We start from the raw sequence: 16,534 nt of genomic DNA on the forward strand, positions 1-16,534 counted from the left end.
AATTTTCGTCAAATGAATTTGTTTTAACTAAACTGCAGGTTAAAATTTTATTTTTATAATACGCTTACCAAGTGGTAATAAAATTTGGAATAGATAACCATTAAAGTAAAAAAATATATTGCCTAAAAATTATTTTTATTTTGTAACATTTCTAAAAAATATTGTAAATAGAAAGCTAGATTTTTATTATAAAAAATCTAGCTAAGTGTGGTTGTAGAATGGAGAAATTTATTTTCTAGGAATTTGCTTCATCTTCCTTAGTAGTGGATTCTTCAGCGTTATTGTCTAATTCATCAGCATCTTTTGGAAGATTTGTATTCTCATCACTATCAACATTATTCTCTTCTTGCGTATTTTCTTCAATTATAGTTTCTTCAGTACTTGGATTATTATTTTGATCTGGTACTTTAGGTAAATCTATATTGTTTAAATCTGAATCTGAACTTCCATCAGCTACTGTATTGCTATTAGGTTGTTGAGGCTGCTGTGGTTGTTCTACAGTTTTATCTTCTACTTGTTCTATTTCGTTGTTTTTTAACTCAAATCCTTGTGGAACATAATCTTTATCAGAACGATCTTTATAAATTTCATTTAATTTTTTGTAGTAAGCTTTTAATTGAGCTTTTAAACTTGCAATCTTATCTTGATCATTCTCCTTATTTAGAAGACTTAGTTTGCTAATATACTTATTGGTATACGCATCAAGTACATCTTTGAATTTATTATTTAAACGATTTAATTCCTCTCTTACTGTCTCTGGAAGAACTTTTGGAAAATCTTCAGCTAATATTTCATTGCTAACTGGTAATATGTAACCAATTTTAACTTTGTTTAAATCCCATGTTCCTTCTTCAGAATATAAAATGGTATATTTTTTATTAAATTCTAAAGTAGAATTGCATGATGGAAGAGATGATATGGAATCATTTGTCAAACTACTAATATCTTCAGTTGTTATTTTGCATTTTGTTGCATCTGCTTGTTCATTTAAAATTATTTTTAGTTCTAATGAGTTTTCAAGAAGCTCATATTTATCTAAAGCAAATTTTCTATTAAACTTTGCTTTTTTCTCTAAGTTTATTAAATTCTCTGGGAGTGTTCCTTTAACAAAAGAAAATGAAATATCTAATTTTCTTTCTTCAGATGGAGCATCAGGTATGCTTGTAAGTAATTCAACTTTTTCAGCTATAAGTTTTGCTTCAATATATGTAAGAGAATTTAAAATAAGATTCAAATTATCATTACTTAAATTGGCTCCAAGATAGTGTTCCGGTATATTTGGATCATTTGCTTTAAATACTACTGGATAAATTGAGGTTAATTTTCCTTCTTTATTAATGCTTATAACCAAATTCTTATTTGCTTCTTTTGGAGTGAATATTACTATTTTATTATCTTCTTTTCCTTTTGCAGAAAGAGATTTTACTATAATTTCGCAATTTTCTCCTTCATTAATATTAACATCATTTACATCTGTAAATGATGTACTGTTGAAATCTGTCTCACATTTTTTTTCACCACTTAAGGCATATGAATATTTGTTTCCTATAAAAGTATCAAAACTTAAAGAAAGATTTTTTGCAATTTTTTTCTTACTAGCCGTTGTACTAGTCGGAGCTGATTTATTGTCGGAGTTTTTACAGCTGTATAAAGCAATTGAGGAAAGGCTTAAACAAGAAACTAATAAATATCTGCGAAGCATAAATTCTCCTTATAGAAAATTATGAATGTTAGAATTGTTGTATTTAAACATAAAATACAACAAATATTTAATTCGTTTATTTTTATAAACGAAAGTTTAAATAAAAATCAAATTAATTTAATTTATTACAATTTAAATTATGGGAGACATGTTTTATAATTTTATTATTTTAGTATGTTAACTTAATGAAAATAATTTCATTTGATTTTAATAATTACTTTTTTTGCTAAAAAAATTTAGAAGTTAATAATATTTTATAAACATAAAGATCATAATAAGTAAGAAATAAAAATTTTCTAATTAATTTTAGCAAGTTGATAAAATATTCAGACGATAAATTCGGATTGTTTAATATTTTATTTTTTACTAGTAATATTAAATTACTACGTAATTATGATTAATTATATAGCGGTCTGTTTTTTAAAGCTAATAGATTTTTTTAATTTTTATCGTACTGTAAGCTAGTGAGAAGATTTTTTTCTTGGATAGGAAATAAATAAGATATGAATAAAATAAAACTTTTTTCCCAGAATTTTAATCAAGCAAGGGATTCATTCCTTCGGTTTCCTAGCACATTGTTACTCTGCTTTGTTGCAACAGCTTTGGCTATTCTGCTTTCTAGTAAAGAAGAGCAAGTCTTAGAATTGTTAAAATTTTTCTTTTCATGTTCTGTTATGATACCTTTAAGCATAGCATTAACTTTATGTTTTGAAAGTTTTCGTGTAAAATGGGGGCAACTTTATACCTTAGCAATTACATTCGGTTGTATAATTCTTCATTACTTATTTACAGTTAGTGATGTTTCTTTAAGTTATTCGTATAAAGTAATCCATTTGTTTCTTTTGTTTCATTTAATGGTATCTTTTTCTCCATTTTTGAAAAAAACTAATGACAAGTCTTTTTGGCAATTTAATCAAATTTTATTATTGAAATTGGTTGAAGCTATTTTTTATGCTGCTGCTAGTTTTATTGCTCTTTTCATCATGTGCTCTCTAGCTAGTTACTTATTTGATCTAAACTTAAGGTCTGAATTTTATTTGAAAATATTTGTTGTCTGTTTGTTTATAATACAGACTTGGATCTTTCTTTTAGGGATTCCAAATAAATTTAATTTAGGAGACGAACCTTATCCAAAACGGTTAAAATTATTTTTACAATTTATCCTTATCCCCTTAATTTTAATTTATATTGGAATTATATATGTTTATCTTGGGAAAGTTGTTGTTGGTTGGAATATTCCTAAAGGACTAACCAGCTGGTTTGTATCTGGCCTTGGTATTGTCGGAGTTTTTGGTTATTTAATTTTAAATAATAAAATTGCGCAAATAAAAGTAAAATGGATTACATTTTTTGAGCGATACTTTTTTTACTTATTAATTCCATTAATTGGGCTTCTGGTTGTTGCTTTAAATACTCGAATTCAAGATTATGGAATAACAATTAATAGATACATTTTATTTGTTTTAGCATTATGGCTTTTTTCTTTGTCGCTCTTTTTTATCTTGAAAAAAAATGCAAGCTTAAAAGTTATTCCAATGTCCTTAGGCGTTACTATGGCGTTGGCTTATTTAGGGCCCTGGGGTGTGTATCAATTTTCTTTTTTTAGTCAAAAACAAATCGCGCAAAAATTTTTAAAAGAGAAAAATTTTCTAAATGTAAAATTAGAACCCCAAAAAAGTGAAGTTAAGTTATCCTTAGAAGAAAGAAAAGAAATTACTGCTTTATTTACTTATTTAACAGATTATTTTGGTGATAATGCCGTGCAGCAAATTCTGGGTTCTGCATTTCTGCAAAATACAGAATTAAGCAAAAATAGAAAATTCTATTTTTTAAGTAGTTCTTATAATTATGAAACTGTAAATGCTATTTTAGATAAGTTAGGAATTAAGCATGCATCTACTTGGGAAAGAGAATTAAATAAGGATAATTTTAATTTACAATTTAATTATACTGATTCAGTTAAAATTGTTGCTGGATATGATGAATATTTTGAGTTTGATACTTTTCATAAATATGTAAAAGAAGTGGAAGATTATAAAATAAAATTTGCAGAAAAAGGTTATGATTTATTACTTTCAAAGAATAATGAACTTTTAGTAACAATACCATTGAACGAAAAAATAATTTCTTTAATTAAACAAATTGAAAACAACGAAATTGTATGGAGTGAAGATACAATACTTGACACTGAAGAAGAAAGTATTTTGGTTGAAAATAAAAAGGTTAAGTTAAAAATGCTTCTTTCATCGTTTAGTTATTCAAAGGAAAGAAATAATGAAAACGATGATGAAAGATATGATGTTAGAGGGGCTATTTTAATTAGGTATAAAAAGTAATATTTTTAAATATAAAAGAATTAATGTGTCATTTTTAAATTGGAGGTTCTTCAATTCCAGAAAAATCTGCAGGATTACTTAATTTCAATTTTAGCCATTGTTTTAAAGGTTCGAAAGCTTTTCCTCTTTTAATTAAATTTTCATGATTATATAATTTATGAGCTATTCTTAAAGCATTGATATAGTTTTTTTCATCAGTTTTGTGAATATCAAATCTTTCAAATTGAAAACTTTTTGAATGAATTCCCATTAGAATTAAAAACATTCTTCCTGTTCGTCCATTACCATCAGGAAATGGATGGATTCTGAAAAAACTTTCTAAAAAAATAGAACATAATCTTAAAAATCGTTCCTCATTATTCCAAATTTCTTCACTCAGGTTCAAAAAATAATTATGATACAAATCTGTTAATTCAGAAGCTATATTTTCAGGTTTTGATCCTTCTCTTTGATGCTGATCTTTATCAAAGAATATTTTACTTGTTCTAAAATTACCGAAATAAGATATTTTTGTCATATGAAATATTTCGTAATTGAACTCTTTTAAAATTTTAATAAATTTTTCTGCTGAAGTAGGAAAGGAATAGTAGTTTGACTCAATTTTTATTTTAAGTTTCAAATAAGAAGATTGAATTTCTTGTGAAAACTGAATCATTTTTTCTTCTGTCATTTTTTCATTAAAAAATTCAAAATAGTTTTTTACAAGAAGATGATCATATTTTTCAAACAGACACATTTTATTAAAAATACAATCGTATTTAAAGGACGTAATAGTATTCTTTTCTTTACATTCAGGACAATTTCTCATGAGTTTTTAAAATAAAGTTTTTTTGCAGTTTCTACAAGTTCGTCAAATGAATTATAACCAACAGTTGGTATTCCATCTATTTTAAAACTGCTTAAGTCAAAAACATATTCAGGTCCAATTATTTTGGAACCGGATTTAAAATATTTTTCAAAAAAGCATTTTTTAATTTCAAGATTATCAATTTCTGAAATTCCTTTATTAAAAGCTTTTATCCAAGGCTGTTCTAAATGAGATTGTTGTCTTATTTTCCATGGAGTTAGGCTTCCATACAAGAGAAGCACTTTTGTAAGCGCAGAATGTAGTTTTTGATGAATATCAAAATTTGGTTGTGAAACATTTTCTTTTTGAATTTCAGAACTACCATAAGACTTAAATTCATTATAAATAGATCTGCAAACAGGACCATGTTTCCAAGCTTCAAAAATAAAATCTCTAAAAAACTCATCAAATCCCTGTGCAATTGATATCCCATAACAGTAATAAGAAAGTTTTTGCAATTTTAAATGTGTCAACTCACTTTTGTCTGAATATATATTTGGAAAATTATAGACTATCCAGTGAGCTAGTTGTACAGGGGTAATTTTTTTCATAAAAACTCCAGCCATTATTTATGGCTCTTATATTTTGGTATTTTAGCTTAAATTTTTTTTGTTTCATAGATATTTTTAAAAAAAATGAAAGCTAATATTTCTCAAAAAATTCATACTCTTAAGTTTATTTGAACGTAAATATTAAAAAAAAGTATAAAAGGTAATTTAATATTGGTTTATAAGGCCCCCTCTTTTTTTAGAGTTTTTTTTAATTTCACTAGATAAAATTTTCACTCCGTCAAAAGTATGACGAAAATATTTGACTTAGAATAATTTTTGTTAAGTTATGTATTTTTGAGTGATGTGGCGTCACATCACTCTATTTTGGTTGTCCAAGGTTTAAAACCTTTTTAAATTCATCATATGTGGGTGTTTTTTCAAAAGTGTCACGATTTTTAAGGTCAATACCTTCTAAATAATGCTTTAAAAGGTCTCCTGCTAACCACATACCAAAGATTGGCGGGATGTAGCTATTTGTTCCCAACATAACCCGTTTGTGTTGGCAAGCACCAAATTCTTTTTCAATGGTTGGACAAATACAATGCCATTCTGTTCCTGGGACTGCTTGTTCGGGATCAATCGCTTCTTCCGTAGAATAAACAACTCTTACACCTTCAGTAATTCCTTGTTCCCTTAATTTGAGACGAATTTGTTTTGCAAATTTATCTACTTTTGTTTCAGAAATATCAGCACATTTAATTTGTGCAGGATCTAGCCTACTAGCAGAACCCATCGAGCTCCAAATTGGAATATTTTTTTCTTTGCATCGAACTATCAAATCTACCTTTGGAATCAAGGTATCAATACAATCTATTACTGCGTCCACAGGTTTACCCGCTAAGCGTTCTGCTTCTGCAAAAATAAAGTCATTTTTATCTGGATGATGATGTTCTGCAATAGCATGATAATTTGCTAAAGGATTAATTTTTTGCAGGCGTTCAACCAAAAGCTGGACTTTTTTCTTACCTACAGTATCTGTAAAAGCGTGTAATTGTCTGTTTACATTAGTAACACAAACTTCATCATGATCTACCAAGGTTACAGAACCGACTGCTGCGCGTGCAATCGCTTCAGCAGCAAAGCTCCCTACTCCGCCAGCGCCCACTATCATGACATGTAAATTTCTATAACGGCTTAAACCTTCTTTCCCTATTAAAAGTTCTAAGCGACTAAAACGATGATTCCGAAATGCCATAAGTTTTCCTTATTAGTTACCAAAAGATGAGACATTTGACTTTTTTTACATAGATATTTTTCAGACAAAGTTCTAGGGGATTTTAATCATAAAGGAAGGCTTTTTAAAATATTATTATTCTATGGTTTGACTTTTAAGAAACGTCAAGCAAAAATTAATCTAAAAAAACCTGTGGTGATTTTTGAATACTAAGCCGTTTCCAACCTCTTATTGATCTTACAGCAATGACAGAAGCCCCAAATAAAAATAGGAAGAAAGATAAAATCCAACCTAAAAAAGGAATAATGGCAAAAAGCCAGCCCAAAATAAAAAAAGGGGTGGAAAACCAAAAGGTTTGAATTTGCCACCTAAAATGATTGTCAATCCAAAGCCCCTGTGACTTTGTCCTAGATAAGATACTGATAGTAAGAGGGATTAGAGAAAAAAGCCCCCCAGTAAATATAGAGATTAGTTGCAAAATATAAACTGCAATTGAAATATTCTGAAGGGATTCATTTGAAGGTAAATTGCTTTTTTTTGGAGAACGAAAAAAACCGCTACGAGACATAATCTTCCTCATGAACTACGGACGTGGCACCAATGTGCTTGTGCGCAGTATACCTACTTTCTTGTGACTTTGAAAGAATTTCTGAAATTTTTGTCATTTCTGTAGTTAAATTTTGGAAAGCTCCTAAAAGACTCCATTTTTCAGATTGTTCTAACTCATTGAGATTGAGATGATCTAATTGTAATTTTATTTTTTCTAAGTTTTCAGTAATTTGCTTAATAGTCGATTTACTATTTGGCTGGGCAAGTTTTTCACCACTGCTTTCCAATGTTTTAGAAATAATATTTCTCAGTGTCTTGACGCTCACACTTGATGGGACTGTTTCTAAAATTCCTTTTCGTTTTTCGCTAGGAACAGGTAACAAGGCTTTAAAATGTTCAAACCCAAAATCCGCTCGAAGTGATGTAACAGCATCAAACTCTTCCGAAACTCTAATATACTGGTTAGCAGTAGTATAATTCATATTTAAATGTTCTTCACAAAAATATTTCCAGCCATTTTTATTTCCCTCATAAAAACGTTGTTTCATTTCTCCAATCAGTTTTCCTTTTAAAAAAAAGGCTTCTGTTTGTGCATTATCAATTCGATGGATGAAATTTATGTATTCTGATTTATCCCATTTGTTTCTTTCTAATTTTAAGTGTTCAAAATTATATTGAATTTTTGTTATGGAATAATCACCTTGTTTACTTTCGGTATTTACTTGATCCATTTCTTTTTTTGTAACAACTGCTGTTTTATTTATATCTTGAGTAGAATCTTGAATAATAGAATCATCGCTTATTTTTGAGTGCTCAACTTCGGAATTTTGTATTTTTGGGACTGGTTTTTCTTCTGTTTGAATTGGCTTTGTTTCAATTTGTTGGGTTTCGCTCTCTGATGTAGGTTCGGTTCTGGTAAAAAGTCCCCTAAGTGCTTTTTTGGGTTTTGTTAATTCCATTTTAATTATTCCTCCAACAAGTTTTTGTTAAAATTTTAAGAGTGATGTGACGTCACATCAAACTAAGGAGCTGAGTCAGCAGCTACTTCACTATTAGCACTCAAAGGAACTATTTTAGAGATATTTTTGTTTTGTTCACAAATTTCTTTACTGAGAGCCAAATAATCTTCAGCTCCTGTACAAGATTGATCATAATTAAGAACTGATTTTCTTGCTTTCACCGCTTCTGCAAGTTTTACATTTTGGCGAATGCAAGTTTTAAAAATGCAAGTTTTTAATAATTCTATATTTGTTACTTTGTCTACTATTTCTCTTGATAGCTTTGTGCGTGAATCAAACATTGTTACTACTAGACCAGATATTTTTAACTTAGGATTTAGCTCTTCTTTAATTAAAGTAATTGTTTCAAGTAACAAATTTAGTCCATCAAAAGCAAATGGATGAGCTTGTAAAGCAATTTGTACTTCAGTTGCAGCATTTAAAGCATTAACACTAAGTAATCCCAAACTAGGTGGAGTATCTAATATAATAAAATCATATAAGCTGTGTAGAGGTAACAAAGCTTTTTTTAATCGATTTTCTCTCCCTATTTCACCTGCCATTCTACTTTCAAACTCAGATAATTCAATTGAAGCTGGCGCGATATGTAAATTATCATATTGTGTTTCTAAGATAACATCTTCAAGATTTGTTTTTTTAGGCTCAACAAGTAATTCAAACATACTTTTTTCAATATCTTTAGTATCAATTCCAAGCCCAGTGGTTGCATTACACTGAGAATCTAAGTCAACAACCAACACCCGTTGACCTAATTTTGCTAATCCTGCAGCTACATTTATAACTGTAGTGGTTTTTCCACATCCACCTTTTTGATTACAGATAGAAATAATGCGAACAGTGGAAGGTCGATCATATACAGAAATTTTTTTCTCAGAAATATTTGATTTTGTTGCACCAATTCTTTTTACCTTTTTTTCAGACATGAAATCACCTCGAATGTTTATAAAATAAGAGCAGTCGCACCTTGTTTGAAAAATCGATTTTACATTATGCTTACTTTTAACTGATTTTAATTTTTTAGGAAAAAACAAAATCAGTTTTATTATACAATGCAGTTGGAAACTTTTGTTTTTCTTTAGATGCATTGCGCGAAAATGAAAAATCGTCAATATTTTGACAGATGATATCTAAACTATAATAAGGAATTGAGCATGTTTTATCAAAAATTATTTTCATTTTTTGGCTTTCTTGGGGTTTCTCTGGGAGCTTTTGGAGCGCATGGTTTGAAAAATAAGGTTTCCTTAGAAAGTTTGGAAATTTGGAAAACAGCAACACTTTATTTGCTTGTGCATGTAATTATTGGTTTGCTTTCATTATTTTTTGCAAAATCAAAAAAATCAGCGTTTTGTTTTGCATTAGGCTCATTTCTTTTTGCTGGATCTTTATACTTATTAGTTATTCTGAATATGCCGATTTTAGGAATTGTGACTCCATTTGGTGGAACTGCATTATTAATAGGGTGGATATTTCTCTTTTTTGATTTTAAAAAAGAGATCTTTCAAAAATAATGCATTGATTGAGGAAATATGAACGACAATAAAAAACAAACAAAAGATACTAAAGATTACAAAAATAAAACACAAAAAGTGATTTCAGGTGTTTCTTTTTTTCTTACTAAATTATTTTATTTTAAAGTAAAAACAGGCCCTGCAGTTCAAGAAAAAACCCACCACTGGTTTAGTGTTCTGTGCTTAACGGGCGTGGATTATTTTTCAACACTGGCTTATCAACCCGGTATTGCCTTAATGGCTGTGGGCGCATTAGCTCCTTTTTCTTCGTTTCTATTGGTTCTTGTTACTTTATTTGGCGCAGTTCCCACCTATCGGGAAGTGGCAAAAAGATCCTATACAGGGCAAGGATCTATTGCCATGTTGGAAAGTTACTTAAAAGGTTGGCTCGGAAAATTCTGCGTTTTAGGTTTAATTTCTTTTGCAATGACCGACTTTTTTATTACGATAACTCTTTCAGCATCAGATGCTGCCGCACATATGGTAGAAAACCCTTATTTTAGTCAAATTGTTGGGCATTCTAATTTAGGCATCTCTATCATAATGGTTTTAATTTTAGGTTTCATATTTTATATGGGATTTAAAGAAGCCATTTTATTTGCAATGCTTTGCACTTTACCCTTTTTATTTTTAACTTTAATTGTTATCGGCGTTTCAGGTTATGAAATAGTTAAAGACATTTCATTATTTTACCAATGGATCAATGAACCAATATTTAAAGTTGATTTATTTGGTTTATTTATTATTTCGGCATTAGCATTCCCGAAACTTGCACTTGGACTCAGTGGTTTTGAAACTGGTGTGTCAGTTATGCCTCTTATTAGTAATGGCAAAAATAACGATCAGCATCCTCATAACAAATTAATTAGTTATGTACCTTTAGAAAGAATAAAAGGAACGAAAAATTTATTACTTTGTTCAGCAGTAATTATGTCGGCCTATTTATTAACTTCAAGTGTTGTTACCTCAATTCTTTTAAAACAAGCGCAAGTAGTCGACGGGGGAGAAGCTGCAGGTAGAGCCTTATCGTTTCTAGCGCACAAATACGTAGGAAATATTTTTGGTACAATCTATGATATATCCACAATCGTTATTTTAGGTTTTGCTGGTGCATCTGCTTTAGCAGGATTGCTTAATATCATTCCAAGATATCTTCCTAGATTTGGAATGGCTCCCCAATGGGCATCATTTCGCAGACCATTAGTCATTCTAATTACATTAATCAGTATATTAATTTTAGTAGTATTTAAAGCAAATGTTAATGCTCAGACAGGAGCATATGCGACAGGAATTTTAGCATTAATTTTATCGGCTTCTATAGCTGTTATGATAGCGTTAAAAAGAGAAGCAAAACTAAATCATTCTAAAAAAATTAAGTTCAAAATATTTTACTTCGCTTTAGTTTCTTGTGTATTTACTTATACTTTAATAGATAATATTAAAATAAGACCTGATGGTTTAGTTATTGCCTTTTTATTCTTTATCGCAATTTTACTAGCGAGTGCTATTAGCCGTTGGCGTAGAGCATTTGAATTACGTGTTGAATCTCACACATTTTTAGGAAAAGAATCTGAAAATATGTGGGAAGAAATGAAAAATAAAAAAGTAAATTTAGTCCCAATATCTTTTGGAGATAAAAATTGGTTTAAGCGCAAAGAAGAAAAGATTAAAGAATACTATAAATGTGAATCGCCATTAGCTTTTTTGACAATTTCGTTGCGTGATGATCGTAGTGAATTTGAAACACCTCTTGTCATTAAAATTTCTAAGATGGATAATAATCTAAGTAATTATTTGATTGAGGTTTCAGGAGCTGTTGCTTTACCAAATACTATTGCTTATATCAGTGAACAAATTGATCCTATAGCAATTTATTTAGGTCTCGCAAGACAAAATGCAATGGAGCAAGCCATCTTTTACGTTTTGTTTGGTGAAGGCGAAATTGGAATCTTAACTTATAAGGTTTTAGTTCAATATTGGGAGTCGACTGATGAAGATGATGTAAGGCCAGTGATTTTTCTTATGTCAGAGTAATTTATTCTTTTTCTTAAATAGGCTGAGGTGTAATGAGCGTCATAAATAACGAAAAAGAAGCTCTATTATTTTTTGCCGACATCAGTGGATATACTGAATTTGTTAAAAAACATACCTCAACATGGGCTCACGGACAATTTATTATTTCTGAATTGCTTAAAATTATTTTACAGGAAATTGATGAACCTTTGAAGATTGCAAAAATAGAAGGGGATGCTATCTTTTTTTATATGCCTGTTGAACTTACCTTTGATCAAAAATTGATTAGTAACAAACTTCTAAAATTTTTTAGTGAATTTGATAACAAAAAATTATCACTAAATTCTGTAAGAAGTTGCGAGTGTCAATGCTGTTCTAATGTTGAAAAATTAAAACTAAAAATTATTGTCCATTTTGGGAAAGTTTTAATATATCAAATAAATCAATTTCAAGAATTATCAGGATTGGATGTGATTATTTTACATAGATTATCGAAAAATTCTGTGCAAAAAAATGAATATTTAATGCTAACTGAATCCGCTTTTAATAAAATTGCATATTTTAAAGATATTTCTTTTACTGCAAAAAAAGAGCATTATGAAGATATTGGAAATGTAAACACATTAGTATATTTTCCTAGCGCAGAACAAAGTCAAGGTAAAGAAGTTATTTCTAGTAATTTCGAAAAATTTTTATTTAAATATAAATTACTATTTATGACCTTTTATTTAATTATGAGGTCTGTTGTGCAATTAAAATTCTTGAATGTTCGGAATTAAATCTAGTATAATAATAGCTACTAAAAAATAGATTTTAAAGTCCATTATGTTTTATCAAAATGGTAATTAAAAACTCATTTTCCTGTTTGGGTGAATTTCTTTCTCGCAGGCCAACAATTGTGCTTATAAAAAAAATGCATGAAAAGAAAAACATTATGTTTTGTCAACTCTAATTATTAAACCAAAAAAAATAAACAGTTACATTGTAAATTTAGAAAATTTGTTCGAGATATTTATAAGTATTTGATCGAAAAAAATTTCATAATTTTCAAAAAATGTAAATTTTAAATAAAAAATAAATAATTTCATATTAATAAATTAATTAAAGTAATAATTTCTGTTAAAATTTATTTTTAAATTTCCTTGATATTAAATAAAAAAAAACTAAATAAATAGTGATAAATATTTTATAAAAAAAATATGCTAATTTTATATAAAAAATCAGTATGTTTTTTTAAAAACAAGAAAACAACTTTAATACTTGAAATTTAAATGGTATTTTATAATTTTTATAAGGAGTTTGCATGATAAATATAAATAGAATAGTTATTTTTGGAGATAGTTTAAGTGATTTTAATAGAATGCAAGATAGCATTTTAGGAAAAGTAAGTAAAACTATTGGAAAAATTCCTCGTTCACCTTATCAAAGATTTACAAATGGATATGCTTGGGGTGACTGGTTAAGAACATATCTATTTAGAAGTAAAGTAAAAAGAATGAGTGGAATAGAATTAGTAAACGAAGCTTATTCGGTAAATTATATTCCAAAATACTTGCCACCTGATACAGAATTTATTAAATTTAAAATTGAAAATTATGCTGTAGGTGGAGCGACAGCTATAAATTTTAAAAAGGTAAAAAAAGGAAATTTAGTTTCAAATTTTCTTGACAATTTATCGTCTGAATGTGATTTATTTCTTAAAGAAAATAGAATAAATTCTTCAAACGAAAATCAAAATCTATTAAATAATGATCTTTATATCATATGGGCTGGAGCTAATGATTTTATTACGGCTGGATGGGATGATTTTGAATGCGCAAATCATGCAACAGAAGCTATTCTTGATTTAATAAAACGCTTAATGAATTATGGTGGGCAAAATTTCGTAATATTTAATTTACCATTTTTTACAGCTGCACCTAGATTTAGATTGAGTGAAGAGGAAAATAATGAGGTCAATAAAATACGTAATGTTCATTTAGATGACTTAGTAAGATACTTTAATTTTTTGTTAAACGAAAAAGTTAACAGTTTTTTAAATCAAAATTTAAATAGCTCAAGAGATAATATAAATCTTGTAAGAAAATCAAGAGAAGCTCTAACTAGGGTTGCCAATGATCTTCCAGCTACTGTATCAAAATCTGTATATGCTGATCTTGCAAAACCATTAAATAATTTTAATTTAAATATTGAAATAAAAGATTTAAATTCAGTAATGATCAATTTAGATGAAAATAAATTTCAAAAACTTGAATTTGAAAATGAAGTTTATCCTACAAAAATTACAGAATATAAAAAAGGAATGACTCAAATAGATAAATCTAGAATAAAAAATCGTGAGGAACAAAGGCTTTCAACTATGAATAGTAATACAATTTTAACGAGAACTTCGCAGATAATTTCCTCAAATAACTCGAACCCTTATATTGATGATCCTAAAAATTACAAAGAAAAATTTATAAGGAAAAACTCTTTGGGAGATAAAAATCCAAATGAAAAAAACTCTTTACTTAAAGTTTATGCTTATCATGATGATGTTCACCCAGGAAAAGAGATTCATAATTTACTAGGAATTATAATTTCTAAGATGTTAAATAAATCTTTTAATTTCTTTGCTCCTACAAGTAGATCATTTGAAATTTAATTTAGAACTATTTACTAATAATGTGCACTGTATATTTATATTAGATGAATTAATTTTAAAGTAGATTATTTTAGATTAAAAATTAAGAATTTCTAATAAAATAAATTTGCTTTAAATTTTGATAATTGAAATTATTACATTGCTGTTGAATCATTTCTATAACCCATTCGCGTGATATTTCTTCAGATAATGGAATTGCAAGATCTTTAATATTCTGTTTTTTACAATGTTGGAGAAGGGATTCAAATACAGGTTCTAAATTACTTATTTTTATTTTTTCTTGCCAATTATTTTTTACTGTCATTGTTAAAATGTGTTTCGTGCCAAATAATGCGGATATACTATAATGATATGTATGATAAGGTTTTAATTGCTTTCTGATACAAGCCCTAGCATATTCACGGTAATAGTCAGGCCATACACGTTTCATTTTTTTGGTTAAAGGATCATGACTTAACCCAATACAGTTAATGGGGTGAATAACCGCTTCAGGATAGATATCAAATACATTTTCAATTGTTGTAAATATCATAACCCACCAACACTATTTATTAAGCATCCTTATAGACAGGTAGTTAAAGATTGTTGCAACCAATGCTGCGCTACTGCCTACCCATAAACCATAGCCTATTTTTATTTGATTTGTCGCTAAAGCAACAACACCAAACATTTCAACTGGCAATGTTTTAGCAATCGTAGTTTGATATGCTATACGGGCTAGTTGGTAGTAATAAATGAAAGTAATGCATAAAGAAAGTAAAAGTAAAAAATATAAGATAAATTTCTTTGCTTTTGCAGTCCTTCCTAAAATAAAAGACAATATAAGCATTACTAGAGAAAGTAGTAAGATGAGTAAGACGGAATTTCCTCCTACGTCTAATCCCGTCTTTGAGCCAACACCATAGGACATCCAGGGCAATAGAGGGCAAGTGAGCATCAATAAACAAAGGATATTCAAGGTATAGTATTTTAACTTTTCTGCTTGATTCATAATCATTCCTTTAGTTAGTAAAAATGAGAATCATGATTTTTATTATAGTATAATTTTAATATACTTAAAAATTTTTAATAATATCATTTTCTTTTTTACCAAGATTTTCTTAAGATGAAAATCTAAATAAAATTAAAATGCAATCTTATTAGAATTTTATTGAAAGTATTTTAATTTTTTATTTTAAAAAATATTTTTAATATTTTCTTTTTTTAAATGATTTAGTTTTATTTTAAAGTAATTATCTATATAAAAATTATTTTCATTCAATTAATTTAAAATTTAGATAGTTTAATTTATTGAAATAACTGAAAATTAATTTAATGAAAACTAAATTGACAACAAAATAATAAAAATATATTTTCCTAATTAATAACCCTTTTATTAGTTAGGAAAATATATGGGAATTATGTTAAAAAAAAATGCGTTTGATTTTTCAACCTCTAGTTTACTAGAACAATATAAATCAGATAATGATTGGTTTGCAAACGGTTGGAATATTTTATCTAATGAAAAACATATATCAACAGCATATAACTTATATTCTTCATCTTATTCAACAAAGCATGAATTTTTGCTTTTAGGTGATAGTGATATTCGAACAAATCCTGAACTTGTGAATGACTTTGGAAAAACAACAGGAGCAAGAGCCAGTATAAATATGGCTGGTACTAATGGCGCTATTTTAGATGATATTTACTGGTCACCATTACTAAATGATTGTTTTATTTTAGGAGGTATTCATAGAAATTTAGACTTTTGTTATGCTGAGGTAAACTCAAATCGTATAAATTATCTTTCTAATCCAACATCATTTGACTATCTAAATACATGGATCGAGTTTTTTAATAAGAATCCTGATATTTTATTTATAAAGAGTAATAGATTAAAAAAATTTAATCCTAGAGTATTTGCAAGAGAACTTCTTGGTTTAAAACTTTTTGGTTATGAAACGGTTTTAGATAATCTTCAATTATCTTTCAAATGTATGGATAAAGATAAAGCTAATAGCGCAAGTTTTTCAGAATATATAAATTATTTAAATAAGTTTCCTTTTAATGTTAATTTAGAAGGTGTTAAAAAAGAAATATCTAAATTTTTGTTTGGTAATGAACAAGCGCTCCAAATGGATTTAAAATACAAATAAAATCATTCATATAAGAAAAAGTAGAAGTTTTTATGCTGAATTAATAAACAGAG

Annotated in this window: 15 protein-coding genes; 6 read left to right on the forward strand and 9 right to left on the reverse strand. The window is 28.0% G+C overall.

The genetic code is table 11. The annotated features are described in order from the left end of the window. Positions 1-235: 235 nt before the first annotated feature. Positions 236-1,702 (reverse strand): hypothetical protein, encoded by a 1,467-nt coding sequence (locus tag QEJ31_RS08610; RefSeq protein WP_280589367.1) that lies wholly within the window; start codon positions 1,700-1,702, stop codon positions 236-238. A gap of 503 nt (positions 1,703-2,205) precedes the next feature. Between QEJ31_RS08610 and QEJ31_RS08615 the strand changes: the two genes are divergently transcribed. Next, a complete protein-coding gene (locus tag QEJ31_RS08615) occupies positions 2,206-4,038 on the forward strand; it encodes a DUF4153 domain-containing protein (protein WP_280589369.1) in 1,833 nt (610 codons plus the stop codon). A gap of 34 nt (positions 4,039-4,072) precedes the next feature. Here the strand turns inward: QEJ31_RS08615 and QEJ31_RS08620 are convergent, their stop codons facing one another. From QEJ31_RS08620 to QEJ31_RS08645, 6 genes are all read right to left on the reverse strand, one after another. Next, positions 4,073-4,693: a Fic family protein gene (locus QEJ31_RS08620; protein ID WP_280589371.1), complete on the reverse strand. Its 621-nt coding sequence runs from the start codon at positions 4,691-4,693 to the stop codon at positions 4,073-4,075. Positions 4,694-4,842: 149 nt separating this feature from the next. Beyond that, positions 4,843-5,436 (reverse strand): type II toxin-antitoxin system antitoxin SocA domain-containing protein, encoded by a 594-nt coding sequence (locus tag QEJ31_RS08625; protein ID WP_280589372.1) that lies wholly within the window; start codon positions 5,434-5,436, stop codon positions 4,843-4,845. A 319-nt stretch (positions 5,437-5,755) separates the two neighbouring features. Further along, the gene (locus QEJ31_RS08630) at positions 5,756-6,631 is read right to left on the reverse strand and encodes a tRNA threonylcarbamoyladenosine dehydratase (RefSeq protein ID WP_280589373.1); all 876 of its coding nucleotides are present in this window, start codon (positions 6,629-6,631) and stop codon (positions 5,756-5,758) included. A 154-nt stretch (positions 6,632-6,785) separates the two neighbouring features. Further along, complete coding sequence (locus QEJ31_RS08635; RefSeq protein ID WP_280589374.1) at positions 6,786-7,178, reverse strand: hypothetical protein; 393 nt, start codon at positions 7,176-7,178, stop codon at positions 6,786-6,788. After that, a complete protein-coding gene (locus tag QEJ31_RS08640; protein WP_280589376.1) occupies positions 7,168-8,118 on the reverse strand; it encodes a hypothetical protein in 951 nt (316 codons plus the stop codon). Before QEJ31_RS08640 ends, QEJ31_RS08635 begins: the two co-directional genes overlap by 11 nt. Positions 8,119-8,180: 62 nt before the next feature. Next, positions 8,181-9,101, reverse strand: a complete 921-nt coding sequence (locus tag QEJ31_RS08645; protein ID WP_280589377.1) for an AAA family ATPase — start codon at positions 9,099-9,101, stop codon at positions 8,181-8,183. 228 nt (positions 9,102-9,329) lie between these two features. On the opposite strand from QEJ31_RS08645, the gene QEJ31_RS08650 reads away from it, so the two are divergent. The 4 genes from QEJ31_RS08650 (at position 9,330) to QEJ31_RS08665 (ending at position 14,343) form a co-directional block, all read left to right on the forward strand. After that, on the forward strand, positions 9,330-9,686 hold the full coding sequence (locus QEJ31_RS08650) for a DUF423 domain-containing protein (protein ID WP_280589379.1): 357 nt from the start codon (positions 9,330-9,332) through the stop codon (positions 9,684-9,686). An 18-nt stretch (positions 9,687-9,704) separates the two neighbouring features. Then, positions 9,705-11,720, forward strand: coding sequence for a hypothetical protein (locus tag QEJ31_RS08655; RefSeq protein ID WP_280589381.1), 2,016 nt, complete (start codon positions 9,705-9,707; stop codon positions 11,718-11,720). A gap of 32 nt (positions 11,721-11,752) precedes the next feature. After that, positions 11,753-12,478 (forward strand): DUF2652 domain-containing protein, encoded by a 726-nt coding sequence (locus QEJ31_RS08660; protein WP_280589383.1) that lies wholly within the window; start codon positions 11,753-11,755, stop codon positions 12,476-12,478. 524 nt (positions 12,479-13,002) lie between these two features. Then, complete coding sequence (locus tag QEJ31_RS08665; protein WP_280589385.1) at positions 13,003-14,343, forward strand: SGNH/GDSL hydrolase family protein; 1,341 nt, start codon at positions 13,003-13,005, stop codon at positions 14,341-14,343. A gap of 82 nt (positions 14,344-14,425) precedes the next feature. Here the strand turns inward: QEJ31_RS08665 and QEJ31_RS08670 are convergent, their stop codons facing one another. Further along, a complete protein-coding gene (locus QEJ31_RS08670) occupies positions 14,426-14,875 on the reverse strand; it encodes a macro domain-containing protein (RefSeq protein WP_280589387.1) in 450 nt (149 codons plus the stop codon). Between the two features lie 12 nt (positions 14,876-14,887). Continuing rightward, a complete protein-coding gene (locus tag QEJ31_RS08675) occupies positions 14,888-15,334 on the reverse strand; it encodes a hypothetical protein (RefSeq protein ID WP_280589388.1) in 447 nt (148 codons plus the stop codon). Positions 15,335-15,734: 400 nt separating this feature from the next. Here QEJ31_RS08675 and QEJ31_RS08680 point away from each other — a divergent pair, with 400 nt between their 5' ends. Next, positions 15,735-16,481: a hypothetical protein gene (locus QEJ31_RS08680; protein WP_280589390.1), complete on the forward strand. Its 747-nt coding sequence runs from the start codon at positions 15,735-15,737 to the stop codon at positions 16,479-16,481. The last annotated feature ends 53 nt before the right edge of the window (positions 16,482-16,534 follow it).

The sequence above is a fragment of the Pigmentibacter sp. JX0631 genome, from assembly GCF_029873255.1.
Lineage (GTDB): Bacteria > Bdellovibrionota_B > Oligoflexia > Silvanigrellales > Silvanigrellaceae > Silvanigrella.

Bases quoted from the DNA above. Each gene is read 5' to 3' on its own strand.
- QEJ31_RS08650 (WP_280589379.1), top strand. From the start codon at position 9,330: ATGTTTTATCAAAAATTATTTTCATTTTTTGGCTTTCTTGGGGTTTCT.
- QEJ31_RS08615 (WP_280589369.1), top strand. From the start codon at position 2,206: ATGAATAAAATAAAACTTTTTTCCCAGAATTTTAATCAAGCAAGGGAT.
- QEJ31_RS08630 (WP_280589373.1), bottom strand. From the start codon at position 6,631: ATGGCATTTCGGAATCATCGTTTTAGTCGCTTAGAACTTTTAATAGGG.
- QEJ31_RS08645 (WP_280589377.1), bottom strand. From the start codon at position 9,101: ATGTCTGAAAAAAAGGTAAAAAGAATTGGTGCAACAAAATCAAATATT.
- QEJ31_RS08665 (WP_280589385.1), top strand. From the start codon at position 13,003: ATGATAAATATAAATAGAATAGTTATTTTTGGAGATAGTTTAAGTGAT.
- QEJ31_RS08655 (WP_280589381.1), top strand. From the start codon at position 9,705: ATGAACGACAATAAAAAACAAACAAAAGATACTAAAGATTACAAAAAT.
- QEJ31_RS08635 (WP_280589374.1), bottom strand. From the start codon at position 7,178: ATGTCTCGTAGCGGTTTTTTTCGTTCTCCAAAAAAAAGCAATTTACCT.
- QEJ31_RS08640 (WP_280589376.1), bottom strand. From the start codon at position 8,118: ATGGAATTAACAAAACCCAAAAAAGCACTTAGGGGACTTTTTACCAGA.
- QEJ31_RS08625 (WP_280589372.1), bottom strand. From the start codon at position 5,436: ATGAAAAAAATTACCCCTGTACAACTAGCTCACTGGATAGTCTATAAT.
- QEJ31_RS08670 (WP_280589387.1), bottom strand. From the start codon at position 14,875: ATGATATTTACAACAATTGAAAATGTATTTGATATCTATCCTGAAGCG.
- QEJ31_RS08660 (WP_280589383.1), top strand. From the start codon at position 11,753: ATGAGCGTCATAAATAACGAAAAAGAAGCTCTATTATTTTTTGCCGAC.
- QEJ31_RS08680 (WP_280589390.1), top strand. From the start codon at position 15,735: ATGGGAATTATGTTAAAAAAAAATGCGTTTGATTTTTCAACCTCTAGT.
- QEJ31_RS08620 (WP_280589371.1), bottom strand. From the start codon at position 4,693: ATGATTCAGTTTTCACAAGAAATTCAATCTTCTTATTTGAAACTTAAA.
- QEJ31_RS08675 (WP_280589388.1), bottom strand. From the start codon at position 15,334: ATGAATCAAGCAGAAAAGTTAAAATACTATACCTTGAATATCCTTTGT.
- QEJ31_RS08610 (WP_280589367.1), bottom strand. From the start codon at position 1,702: ATGCTTCGCAGATATTTATTAGTTTCTTGTTTAAGCCTTTCCTCAATT.